Below are 12,691 nucleotides of genomic sequence, written 5' to 3' on the forward strand. Positions count from 1 at the left end.
TCACATTTTTTAAGACCTAAATCTGCCCTAAAAGGATCAAAAATTGTCCCAATCGGCAAAATGTGACGAAGTGTACAAGGAAAACTCCCTGCATTTGGTAATTTTGTCAGTCTTGGATCGAACCTTCCGGCATTCGGAAGGTTTTTGTTTGATCCCAAAGTCTTTCTGAATGACCCAACCCAAACGAATAGCCATTCTTGGCAGTACAGGAAGTATAGGTACCCAAACCCTGGATGTGATCAGACAACATCCTGAAGATTTTGAAGTGGAGGTCCTTACTGCTCAAAACAATTGTGATCTTTTGATTGCTCAGGCCTTGGAGTTTAAGCCCAATGCCGTGGTGATCGGCAATGAGGCCAACTATCCAAAAGTAAAGGAGGCGCTGATTTCACACGATATTAAGGTATTTGCCGGGCAAAAGGCGATTGCTCAAGTCGTGGAGATGGATACTATCGATGTGGTATTAACTGCTTTGGTGGGTTATTCAGGTTTGATTCCTACGGTACATGCGATCAAAGCAGGTAAGCAGATTGCGCTAGCCAATAAAGAAACCCTGGTCGTAGCGGGAGAAATTATCACCGCTTTAGCCAAAGAAAACGGGGTCAATATCTATCCCGTGGATTCGGAGCATTCCGCCATATTCCAGTGTTTGGTTGGGGAATTTCACAATCCCATTGAGAAAATCATTCTTACTGCATCGGGAGGCCCTTTCCGTGGAAAAGACAGAGCCTTTTTGGAAACCGTCACCCGAGAGCAAGCGCTCAAGCATCCTAATTGGGATATGGGAGCTAAAATCACGATTGATTCTGCTTCTTTGATGAATAAGGGCCTGGAAGTAATCGAAGCCAAATGGCTCTTTGGCCTGAAAACGGAGCAAATCGAAGTTGTGGTCCATCCTCAGAGCATCATCCACTCGCTGGTTCAGTTTGAAGATGGGTCGATCAAAGCACAACTTGGACTGCCGGATATGCGTATCCCCATTCAGTTTGCCTTGAGCTATCCTCATCGACTCAAGAGTGACTTTGAGCGATTTGACTTTACCAAATATCCCCAATTGACCTTCGAGCAGCCGGATATGAAAACTTTCCGGAACCTTCAGCTGGCCTTTGACGCTTTGGCCAAGGGTGGAAACGCTCCCTGTGTTCTCAATGCGGCCAATGAAATTGCTGTGGCCGCTTTCCTTAATCGGGAAGTTGGATTTTTGGAAATGTCTGATTTGATCGAGGAAACTTTAACAAAGGCCTCTTTCGTAGCTCATCCCAGTCTGGAAGATTATGTGGCAAGCGACGCGGAGGCAAGAATGATTACAGAAAATTTAATTAAGTCAAAAGTATAAATGGAAACTTTAATTATGGTGGGACAGCTACTCCTGGGATTGTCGATCCTAGTGGGCCTTCATGAGCTGGGTCACTTGCTTACCGCCAAGATGTTTGGCATGAGAGTGGAAAAATTCTCCATCGGATTTCCTCCGAAAATCGCTGGATTCCAATGGGGAGAAACGGAATATTCCATCGGAGCAATTCCTTTGGGAGGTTTTGTGAAAATCTCCGGAATGGTGGACGAGTCGATGGATACCGCCCAAATGGCCTCAGAGCCACAACCTTGGGAATTCCGATCCAAGCCAGCTTGGCAGCGATTGATCGTGATGTTGGGAGGGATTATCGTCAATGTGATTACAGGAATTGTCATTTTTGTGGTTTTGGTTTACAAAAATGGTGAGACCTACTTTTCAAGAGATCAGGTAATCCAAAATGGCATCGTCGCCTATGAATACGGAGAAGCGATCGGTTTCCAGACTGGAGACAAAGTTTTGGATATCAATGGTGTTCCTTACCAAAGTATCACCGAATTGACAAGTGGATCTGCTTTGCTTAGCGAAAATGGATATTACACAGTTGATCGAAACGGCGAAAAACTTAAAGTTGAAATACCAAGAGGATTCATCAATACCTTCAATTCAGAAGAAGCCTTCAGCAAGTTTGTGTCTGTCCGGTTTCCGTTTGATGTGTTGGAAGTATCTCCGGATGGAGCTGCCAAGGCAGCAGGAATCGATGCAGGAGATAAGATTGTATCAGTCAATGGTCAGGAAATCAATTACTTTGACCAGCTTCAGTCGGCTTTGGCTGAGGTAAAAAATAAGGAAGCCGAATTGGTAATTTCCTCTTCGGGAAGTATGGATACCCTGATGGTGCCTGTATCTGCCGAAGGGACCATAGGCATTGCAGCTAACCCGCTTATCGAACCTGTCCGAAGGGAATATGGCATAGGAGAGGCTCTTTCCAAAGGGACTTCCCGGGCTTTTGGTGTGGTGATTGTCAATGCCAAGGCTTTGGGCAAAATGTTTACCGGGGAGGTATCGGCAAAGAATGTCAGTGGTCCTATCGGAATGGCCAAAATTTATGGTAATCGGTGGGATTGGGTTAAATTCTGGAGTATTACGGGTTTGATCTCCATGATTCTGGCCTTCATGAACTTATTGCCAATTCCGGCATTGGATGGGGGACATGTTATGTTTTTGCTTTATGAAATGGTATCCGGAAGAGCACCTTCGGATAAGTTTTTGGAGAATGCACAGAAAGTCGGCATGGTGATCTTGCTTGCCCTGATGGTATTTGCGATAGGCAATGATATTTTGAAGCTGTTCAGCTAAAGTCAAGAAATGCTGATTTGCAAATCTGATTATACGCTATTCTGCCAGTAGACAAATATTCTCCTGATTTGGGGCTGGAAGACCGAAGACGGAAGACAGAAGAAGAGCTAGAGTTGACAATTAATAGTTCATTTGTGCTTCTAAATAGGCTAATTGCAAAATTCCGTATATCCAAATTTATAAATAATAAAATTCATAGCATTTCCCTCAGAAATCAATACCCAATAATGGGAAGAGCCCGGTTTATCCGGGCTTTTTTTTTACTGGAAAAAGAATTTAATCCCAAAGGTGAATTTTAATTAAAAAAGGGGGGGGGATGATTTTCCTAAAGGGTAACTAATTTTTTTAAAATTAGTTTGATGCAAGCTTTTTCTTTTGTAAATCGGACCAAAATTCAGCAATATGATTAGGTTTTTAGCACTGGGGCTCTTCTGCTTGGCTTTTTTTACAGCCCATGGACAGACGAAGAATTTCTCTGGAGAGCATTGGTCCAACATTTCTATTGGTAGTACCCAAGAATCCGATTTTGTTATTTTAGTCTCAGGCGAGAAGGTCTTTGGAAGAGTGGTCAGAAGCTATAATTTGACCAATTACGCGGAGGTGATTTTTGAGAAGGACGGAAAACAAGTGACTTACACGCCTGGAGAATTGGAGGGTTTTGGATTGGATAACGGACAATTATTCTATTCCCGAGTTTTGCCGGAAGGTGGAGAGTTGGTATTTCTTCAGGTGATGGTTTCAGGGACCATTGAACTCAGTAAGTACCGGGGAAGGTATTTTCTTGATAATGGATCCCGGTTTGAGGAGCTGAAAGCCAAGTACGAAGATGTGATAATCAACGATCGGTCGGTAAAACGGTTTGCCAAACCCTATATTGCCACTTTGAAACAATTCCTAACTGGAGAATGTGGAGTGGTTCGCTACTCTGAGATTGACAAACTCCCATTTGGAGACCAATCCTTTGTTCGAATAGTTCAGGAATACCTCCAATGCAGCAATCAAAGCTTTGAGTTTCATTTGAGTAAAATTCCTCTGGTTCAGGTTTCTCCAATTTTTGGGGGTGGCTTTTCCTACTTTTCCATTAGTCCTGAAGAGAATTATATTGATCAGGCCAATCAGCTAGGCGCTCATCTGGGCTATTTCGGTTTTGTTGGAGTCCGATTTCACGAGCTGAGAGTGTTGCCCCGATTTAGTACAGAACTTCGGGTGGCCTTTTCTTTTTTTGAGACCGAATTAGCTTCGAGTTATTTTAACAACACGGTCCTTGTGACCGGATCAGAACAGCTGAAGGAAACGGCAGTCTATATTCCTTGGTCTTTTCAATACAGTATTCTAAAACAAAGTCAAGTGGAAATTTATGCTGGTTTGTCTGCCGGCTTGTGGTTGGGGAAGGTAACCACGAGTGGAGGAATCGTGGATGAAGAATTGCTTTCGAGAAATGAAATCAGAATTTCGGAGGAGTCGATTACTAATCCACTAAATCCCAAATTTATCCCTGGTCTCAAGTTGGGATCTAATTTTCAGATGAAGGGCAAAAGTCGATTTTTTGCTGAGTTGGAATGGACTTCTCAAGGGGGGTATTATCAATTCAGCCTGATCAACCGAAGTTCAGAATATGCCCGTCAAAGATTATCCGTTCAGTTTGGAATCGAATTTTAAGTCATGAAATCAAGAATTTTTACTTTTCTGTTTATTTCCCTGCTGGGAATCGCCTGCTCTGAAGAAGAAGTAGCACCAAGGACCAACCCGAGATTCACAGTGGCGCTCGTTCAATTAGTGGATGCCACGGGAGCGGAGTTTTCGGCGAGTATTTTGGATTATGGATCAGATGATATTTTGGAATACGGATTCGTCTATGGAAATACGATTAACCTTACTTTAAGCAATTCGGACCGGGTCAGTGAAGCGGGTAAGCCGCAAAAGGAGTTTAAGCTAAAGGCCACCCATTCCATGCGAGTTGGGGAGACGATCTATGTATCTGCTTTTCTCCGAACGAGCGAAGGGACCGTGTATTCGAAACCCTACAGTTTTACCAGTCAGGGATCCGAAGGATTTATTTTTGAGCGGATCGAAGTACCCAATGAAGTCTATTTTGGTGATACGCTGAGAGTTTTTGCAAGAAATCTATCCAAAGTAGAAAACAAGTACGCTGCCAAAATCCAAGAGGTCATTGCCCCGATCGGAAGGGTGGAGGATCAATTTTTCGAGGTGATCATTCCAAGAGGTCTGACCTTCCCGTCCGGTGAAGGATTGGCTCAAACCCTTGAGGTGGAACTCAGTGTAGCCGGAAAAGTCTTGAAAGTCCAGCAAATATTCTCCTTCAAAGCGCCGGAAATTCTTCTTGAGCAAGGTGCTAGCTTGGGCTATACCGAAGACCTGGTGATCAAGGGAAAGTACCTTCAGGATAATTCTGTTCAGGTGAAGTATAAGAATCAGAAGGGAGATACCTATCTCTTGGATGTCAAGGGTAATGGCGATCAGGAAATCAAAGTGGGATTAAATGCACTATTTACAGAGCTGAATCCTTCCCTCGAACTGATCATCAGGGGGAATTCTTACCTGATAAACAACCTCTTGGCTTTGAAAGAAACGGTCATTTATCCTGATCAAAAAACTACATTCAACGGTTTCTCGGGTTCTTTTACGCTAAAGGGTGAGAATTTCAATCCTTTTTCTATTGATTTTAACAGCCTTGAGTTTTCTCCGGGAATATTTAGGTATCAAGTGAATTCCTTGAAATCTAATGAAATGGAGATTTCCTTTGAATTCAATGGAGAAAATCCAGGTAAGCGGGAGACGCTACTCTATCTATCCAACGGAGGAAAAAGAAGTGAAAATGCATTTTCCATTACCTGGACAGCTCCTGGGATTCCAATTATTCTTTTTGAGGATTTTTTTTACGGACATGAGGGAAGGACCGTCTCCTTGGGCAACAAAGGGTATTGGATTTCATCGGCAGGAATTTTTGAAATAGATCCAAGTGTTTCCTCTATGAAATTGGTAGCCCAGCTCCCAATTTCTTCCAGAAATCCATCAAGAATGTTTGCCATAGCAGCAGAGGGGAAAGTTTACTTTGCCACCCAAGCTACTGAGGAGACTTCCAGTGAAAAGCTTTTCTACTCCTTTGATCCAGCAACCAAACAAGTCAGAAAACTTCCTTCCATTCCCAGCGAGGATAATTCCTTTCAATCCATCGTCTATAATCAGGGCCAACTCTATTACCAAGGTGATAGAATAGAGATTAATACGGGCTATGACGGTGACATTCAGCGCTATCTATTTGATCTGAAAACAAATCAGTGGAAAAAGCTACCAAGCTTAAGTCAACACGACGGGGTATTTAACTTTTACACTTCCTTTGAAAGGAACAACGAGATTTACTCAGCTTCTTACGTCGCGTTTGATCAGACGACCAGGTATGGAACCGGGATTTTTCAGTTCAATAAAACCAAATGGGAGTGGGAACTGATCCGATTCTTCGAAAACCAGACCTTTGGCTCTTGGGCTAATCAGTCAGTGAGAATTGGCAATCAGGTCTATTTCAAATCGGAGCATTTCTGGACTGTGGTAAACATGGATACCTGGCAAATTGAAACTCCATCCTTTTGGAATGAACGCTATGGGTATGCCCCACAATATGGAGGATTCCAGGTGGGGGACAAATTTTATTATTTTGGATTTGGAGGCATTGTGGAGTTTGATCCGAACTATTTCTATTAAAATGAACTAGGGATGACCTGCCATTTTGACCCGCTTCTCTTTTGGCATTGACCTTGAACCTTATGGAAGAACCTTCGTTATTTGAGGGTTCTTCTCTTATTTTAGCTATACACCGACAGCTTGTCTGTCATCCTGTCTTTATGAGCCAATACGAAACGAATATTTTCCAAAACCTGATGAATGGTGATTTTGCCGCCGAAGGAGATCTGATTCAACTGATTACCGATGAAGAAGAGCAGGATCCGGGCAGCGAAACCTTCGTTGAGGAAATCCCCATACTTTCTGTGCGCAACACCGTGCTGTTCCCCGGAGTGGTCATTCCTATCACTGTGGGTCGGCAAAGGTCCATCCGACTGGTCAAGAAAGCCCACAAAGGAAATAAGTTGATCGGCGTCTGTGCCCAAATCAACCCCAACAATGACGATCCCTCCTGGGAGGACATTTACCATGTGGGGACATTGGCAAAAATCATCAAGATGATTGTCCTTCCCGATGGAAATACCACAATTATCATCCAGGGTAAAAAGCGGTTTCAAATCAAGGAGACTCTTTCCGACGACCCGTATTTTGTGGCCAAGGTGGATTATTTGGAGGAGAACTTCCCGAAAAATTCAAAAAAAATCAGAGCTTTGGAAGAATCGCTGAAAGAAGCAGCGACCAAGATTCTGCATCTGAATCCGGAGATTCCCAGAGAAGCTCAGGTAGCCTTGGATAATATTGACAATACCCCTTTTCTGACTCATTTTCTTTCCTCCAATATCAATGCTCCCGTTGAGGCCAAGCAACGTCTGTTGGAGATCAATGATGGGGTCGAGCGGGCCACCCTGCTTTTGGAATTCATGATGAAGGATATCCAAATGCTGGAATTGAAGTCCGAAATCCAGAAAAAAGTTCATACCGATATTGATCAGCAGCAACGGGATTATTTTTTGCGTCAGCAGATGAAGGTGCTTCAGACCGAATTGGGAGAAGAAGGGCCGGAGAAAGAGGTAGAAGACCTGAGAGCCAGAGGAGCTCAAAAAAACTGGCCCGTTGAGGTGAAAAAGCACTTCGAGAAAGAGTTGGATAAAATCCTGCGAATCAATCCTTCGGCTGCAGAGTATCCCATCGCCCTCAATTATGCTGAGACAATGGTCGAGCTGCCATGGAATGAATTCACACAGGATAATTTTGACCTGAAGCATGCCCGGGCAATTTTGGATGCAGATCATTTTGGGCTGGACAAGGTAAAAGACAGAATTATTGAGTATCTGGCTGTACTCAAGCTGAAAAACGATTTGAAAGGACCCATTCTCTGCTTGTATGGACCTCCCGGGGTAGGAAAAACCTCCTTAGGAAAATCCATTGCTGCAGCCTTGGGGCGAAAATACATCCGCATGTCCCTGGGAGGACTTCACGATGAGGCAGAGATTCGGGGCCATCGCAAGACCTACGTCGGGGCCATGCCGGGCAAAATCATCCAAAACATGAAGAAAGTCAAAATCTCCAATCCGGTTTATGTTTTGGATGAGATTGATAAGCTTTCCTCTGACTTCAGGGGAGACCCCTCTTCTGCGTTTCTGGAAGTCTTGGACCCGGAGCAGAACTTCGCCTTTTTGGACAATTATTTGGAGGTAGAATACGACCTGAGCAAGGTGCTCTTTATCGCTACAGCCAATTCCTTGGACACCATACAGCCTGCCTTGAGAGACCGGATGGAGATCATTGAGGTGACAGGGTATACCATGGAAGAAAAGCTGGAGATAGCCAAGAGGCATCTGGTTCCCAAGCAAAGAAAAGAGCACGGCTTGAAGACAAAAGAAATTGCTTTTGAAAAAGCAGCTCTTACCAAAATTATTGAAGATTACACCCGCGAATCCGGAGTCAGAAATCTGGAGAGGGCTATTGGCAAGGTGGTTCGAAACATCGCCAAATCCATCGCCATGGAGGAGGAATACGACCATAAAATAACCCCGGATGCAGTAAGAAAGATTTTGGGATCCGAAATCTTCGACAAAGAAAGCTATCAGGACAATAGTGAAGCGGGGGTGGTAACCGGGCTTGCCTGGACCAGTGTGGGAGGAGAGATTCTTTTCATCGAATCCAGTTTGAGCAAAGGAAGAGGAAAATTGACCCTTTCCGGGCAGCTGGGAGAGGTCATGAAAGAATCTGCAATGACGGCACTTTCCTATCTCAAGTCCAAGGCGGAAACTTTGGGAATTGACCATCGGGTATTTGATCAATACGACCTGCATATCCATGTGCCTGCTGGTGCCGTACCCAAAGACGGACCTTCAGCAGGGATCACCATGCTCACTGCAATGGCCTCCGTCTACACCCAAAGGAAGGTGAAAGCGAAGGTCGCTATGACTGGAGAGATAAGCCTTATTGGAAAAGTGATGCAGGTAGGCGGGATCAAGGAAAAGATTCTGGCAGCCAAAAGAGCCGGAATCAAAGAAATTATCCTTTGTAAAAAGAACAAAAGGGATATCGAGGAAATCGATCCTCAGTACGTAAAGGGAATTACCTTCCACTTTGTGGATCGGGTAGGGGAGGTTTTGGAAGTAGCCTTGACCAAATCCAAAGTGGACAAGCCGATGAAGTTTACTTTCACTGATGAAAATAAGTCCAAGGATTAACGGAAGTCCTTTGGGAAAGATTTAGTGTATAAGGCTAACCAAGCCTTTCAACTTAACCATTTTAGCATGAATTCAATTGATTCACTCACCCCCCGGCAGATAGTCGGGGAGTTGGATAAATACATCATAGGTCAAAAAGACGCAAAAAGAAATGTCGCCATTGCTCTCCGGAATAGAATCCGAAGGATGATGGTGAAATCGGAAATTCAAAAGGACATCGTACCAAACAATATCCTGATGATTGGAAGCACCGGGGTAGGTAAGACTGAAATCGCCCGAAGACTGGCCAAAGTGGCTCAGGCACCATTCACCAAGGTAGAAGCCTCCAAGTTTACAGAAGTGGGCTATGTCGGCAGAGATGTGGAGAGCATGGTTCGCGACTTGGTTGAGCAATCTGTTCACTTAGTGCGTGAGGTTAAAAACGAGGCAGTAAAAATCAAAGCCGCAGAAGCAGTGGAGGAAATTATTTTGGACATTTTGATTCCCCCTGTGAAAAGTCCAGGGTTCACCCGCAACGTATCCGTTTTGCCCGAGATCAATACCGAACCCAGCACGGATGAGGAGCTCAATGAGCGAACTCGAGAGCGGTTCAGAGAAAAACTCAGAAACGGAGAACTGGATGACCGAAAGATTGAAATCAACGTCAAGGCCAGCGCTCCAGTGGGAATCGGTATGATCGGCAACGGAATGATTGACGATGCCAGCATGGCAGGACTGCAGGATATGATCTCCGGGATGATGCCCAAAAAGACCAAAAAACGAAAACTGAGCATTGCCGAAGCCAGAAAGGTGCTTTTGGAAGAAGAAACGTCCAAGCTTGTAGATTTTGATGAAGTCAAGGAAGAAGCCATCAAACTTGCTGAGAACAACGGGATTATTTTCATCGACGAGATTGATAAAATAGCATCAAAGTCCAGTAAAAACGGAGGAGGTCCTGACGTCAGTAGAGAGGGAGTCCAGCGGGATTTGTTGCCTATTGTCGAAGGCTCTGCCGTGAATACCAAATACGGAGTGGTCAATACCGATCACGTCCTGTTTATAGCTGCGGGGGCATTTCATGTGAGCAAGCCATCGGACTTGATTCCAGAACTTCAAGGTCGATTCCCGATTCGTGTGGAGCTCAACAGTCTGACTCAGGAAGATTTTTCTAGAATACTAAGAGAGCCCAAAAACGCCTTGACCAAGCAATATCAAGCACTATTCGAGGCCGAACAGGTTTTTTTGGAGTTCAATGATGAAGCTATCGAGGAGATTGCCCGATTGGCCTTTTTGATCAATCAAGAGGTGGAAAATATCGGAGCCAGAAGGTTGCATACCGTCATGAGCCATTTGCTGAATGATTTTCTTTTCGAGGTACCGGATACTATAGAACCCAATTCCAGAATCATGGTTACCAAGGATATGGTGCAGGAGCGATTGACCACGCTGGTGAAAAACAGGGACTTGTCCCAGTATATTCTTTAAAAACTCCAGGTTTAGTCTACTCGTCCTTCCAGCAGCCCTGAACACTTATGTGAGGTTCAGGGCTTTTTTTATGCAAGCCAAGATTGATGACGTGACTTTTTGTGCTCAATAAAAGCTGATTTTTTCGGCACGGTGAAGGGCCTGCTGACCCGAAGAAGGCGAAATTCTAGCTTCAAAAACCACCTCTCTTGTCGAATAATCTACCTCGACAACTTTTCCCCCAAATTTACCCCCATTGTTTACATTCCATCCCGGAATAAACAGAACGTTGTTTTTGTTGGGCAAATAATCCACATCCGACTGGATTCGAGAGTAGGTTTCTATTCCTCGCTCTTTTCCATATTGCCATACTTGCTTTACGGTCATCTTTTCTTCATCGATTCGGTACTCCACAGCTCTGCTGTACAGTTCGGAGGTGGAATAGTTTCGAGTGTCTCCATTGTCAAAAAACATAAATACGCCCTTGGATTTCACCAAAGGAGCATGGGGATACCAAGCCCATTCGAAATCCGGGTGATTAGTCCTACCCTCCAACACATCCAAATCGGAAATGGGCTGATTGTTTTGGTCCAAAGGTTGGAGGAGTTTCGTGTTCAAATCAACTCCATTCCGATCTGTACCCCAGCCTAAATGCGGGGCTAAAATCCACTTAACCCGGTTATCTGAGGTGATTTTCATGGCTCCTTGAAATCTGGCGGTAATGATGATGGAGTCATCGTTTGGGTCATAATACAGGCCATTGTTGTGCAGCCAATTGACCACTGCATTGCCCAAATTATTCATCCAGACTGTGCGGTTTTCATCCAGACATTGCTTCAGGTCCCATTCTTTCAGAATTTGTCCACTTGCCCGATCCAATTCCAGGATGATGTCGTTGATTGTCGTTTTCCCATTGAGGTGCTGGCTGGTATTCTTGGATGCGGCTACCAGCAAATTGCCGTTGGACTTTTCGATGACATTATGATGGAAGGTATACCCTTCAAATTTCCAGGAGTTGACCACATTTCCGTGAAAATCGATTTCAAACACCTCGTGCAGCGTATCTTCTCCAAAGTAAAGATTTCCGTTCAGAAGGGGTTCGATACCACACCCGTACGAAAGTCTGTTCAAAACAGGGTGTTCGGAATAATTCAAATACCACCTGATATCTCCAAAAGAATCCATAATGAAGGGCATAAACGGAATACCCAATCCCCGATAACTGACTAGGGTAAGGTCTCCTTCCATCGCTTCCCGATTGGCGACGTCAACTTCGATCAGGGGTAGTTTCTCAGGTAGGGGGAGAGTGGTGAGAGTCAGTGAATTTTTGATTCGCTCGTTTCCAGAATTGCCTAGGAAAGTGATTTCCACGGTATTTTCATGGTTTCCATAAAGTCCAAATACATCCAGCTGATGGTCTTTGGAAAAGGTCGCAGGAGAAAAGGTGAGATCTGATTTTGGGCCGTTTTTTCCAAGTATTCGAAACCTGAATTTCCCCTTGACTGGCATAGATACCGTGATTTTTGCACTCAGTGGACCATATCCACTTGGATTGATTTGGATTTGCTCAGGCAAAATATTCATGTTGCTTCCCAAAGAGGGGACATTGCCGATTTTCCCATCTTTAAACTTGATTTGGGTGCTCCACTCTGTAGGCTTGGACAAGTATTCGTCTACAATCCGTGCATCCAACTTGAGGGTATCCCTGTTTTCCAGAACCAAGTGGAAGACTTCCTCGCTGAAATTGGTATTGACAACCAGCAAGCCTGCCTCTTCCATCTCTGTAAATCGGTTGATCGCGTCAGAAGAGGTGTACAGTACTCCTGGTGTGGGAATAAAATCCTCCTCTTCTTCACAGCCTAAGGAAAAGATTAAAAGCAGGATCAATAGATATGAATAATTCAGTTTCATAGGATATACTAAGATAATACCCAATATCATCAGGCAGAGAGGGTACAACTCTTGACGCTACGGGTGGTTTTCAACTTTTGTCTAATATTCAAAAATCAAGGGGTTCGAACAATAAAAAGCTTACTTTTTGAAATAAAGAATCGGACTTAGGGTTAAGAAATTCATTTTCTTTGGTTTTATTCATGTCCACGATTTCTGGAGCAGACCAAAAAAGCCTCGGGACTTTGGATGGCCCAAGGATCGAACTCAGCCATGGGCCTCAGGTTATTTTTGGATGAAATGGTAAATCCATCGATCATCTACCAGCCGGTAGAAGTGTGGACAAACCCAGTTGGTTTTGAAAAAAAAC

At 44.2% G+C, this 12,691-nt stretch carries 7 protein-coding genes; 6 read left to right on the forward strand and 1 reads right to left on the reverse strand.

Annotation, left to right across the window (positions count from 1 at the left end; genetic code table 11):
- The first annotated feature begins 169 nt into the window (after window positions 1–169).
- The 6 genes from AAA943_RS09050 to hslU all read left to right on the forward strand — a co-directional run bounded on the left by AAA943_RS09050 (window position 170) and on the right by hslU (window position 10,452).
- Window positions 170–1,336 carry a 1-deoxy-D-xylulose-5-phosphate reductoisomerase gene (locus AAA943_RS09050; protein ID WP_338223906.1) on the forward strand — a complete coding sequence of 389 codons (1,167 nt, stop codon included), beginning with the start codon at window positions 170–172 and terminating at the stop codon, window positions 1,334–1,336.
- Window positions 1,337–2,650, forward strand: coding sequence for an RIP metalloprotease RseP (gene rseP, locus AAA943_RS09055; RefSeq protein ID WP_338223907.1), 1,314 nt, complete (start codon window positions 1,337–1,339; stop codon window positions 2,648–2,650).
- Window positions 2,651–3,052: 402 nt separating this feature from the next.
- The gene (locus AAA943_RS09060) at window positions 3,053–4,309 is read left to right on the forward strand and encodes a hypothetical protein (RefSeq protein ID WP_338223908.1); all 1,257 of its coding nucleotides are present in this window, start codon (window positions 3,053–3,055) and stop codon (window positions 4,307–4,309) included.
- Between the two features lie 3 nt (window positions 4,310–4,312).
- Window positions 4,313–6,370 (forward strand): Kelch repeat-containing protein, encoded by a 2,058-nt coding sequence (locus AAA943_RS09065; RefSeq protein ID WP_338223909.1) that lies wholly within the window; start codon window positions 4,313–4,315, stop codon window positions 6,368–6,370.
- 140 nt (window positions 6,371–6,510) lie between these two features.
- A complete protein-coding gene (lon, locus tag AAA943_RS09070) occupies window positions 6,511–8,988 on the forward strand; it encodes an endopeptidase La (protein ID WP_338223910.1) in 2,478 nt (825 codons plus the stop codon).
- Between the two features lie 66 nt (window positions 8,989–9,054).
- On the forward strand, window positions 9,055–10,452 hold the full coding sequence (hslU, locus tag AAA943_RS09075) for an ATP-dependent protease ATPase subunit HslU (RefSeq protein WP_338223911.1): 1,398 nt from the start codon (window positions 9,055–9,057) through the stop codon (window positions 10,450–10,452).
- 105 nt (window positions 10,453–10,557) lie between these two features.
- Here the strand turns inward: hslU and AAA943_RS09080 are convergent, their stop codons facing one another.
- Window positions 10,558–12,342: an aryl-sulfate sulfotransferase gene (locus AAA943_RS09080; protein WP_338223912.1), complete on the reverse strand. Its 1,785-nt coding sequence runs from the start codon at window positions 12,340–12,342 to the stop codon at window positions 10,558–10,560.
- Between the last annotated feature and the right edge of the window lie 349 nt (window positions 12,343–12,691).

It is taken from the genome of Algoriphagus confluentis (genome assembly GCF_036245625.1).
Taxonomy (GTDB): domain Bacteria; phylum Bacteroidota; class Bacteroidia; order Cytophagales; family Cyclobacteriaceae; genus Algoriphagus; species Algoriphagus confluentis.

Excerpts from the sequence above, each read along its gene's own strand:
- AAA943_RS09050 (WP_338223906.1), top strand. The coding sequence starts at position 170 with ATGACCCAACCCAAACGAATAGCCATTCTTGGCAGTACAGGAAGTATA.
- rseP (WP_338223907.1), top strand. The coding sequence starts at position 1,337 with ATGGAAACTTTAATTATGGTGGGACAGCTACTCCTGGGATTGTCGATC.
- AAA943_RS09060 (WP_338223908.1), top strand. The coding sequence starts at position 3,053 with ATGATTAGGTTTTTAGCACTGGGGCTCTTCTGCTTGGCTTTTTTTACA.
- AAA943_RS09065 (WP_338223909.1), top strand. The coding sequence starts at position 4,313 with ATGAAATCAAGAATTTTTACTTTTCTGTTTATTTCCCTGCTGGGAATC.
- lon (WP_338223910.1), top strand. The coding sequence starts at position 6,511 with ATGAGCCAATACGAAACGAATATTTTCCAAAACCTGATGAATGGTGAT.
- hslU (WP_338223911.1), top strand. The coding sequence starts at position 9,055 with ATGAATTCAATTGATTCACTCACCCCCCGGCAGATAGTCGGGGAGTTG.
- AAA943_RS09080 (WP_338223912.1), bottom strand. The coding sequence starts at position 12,342 with ATGAAACTGAATTATTCATATCTATTGATCCTGCTTTTAATCTTTTCC.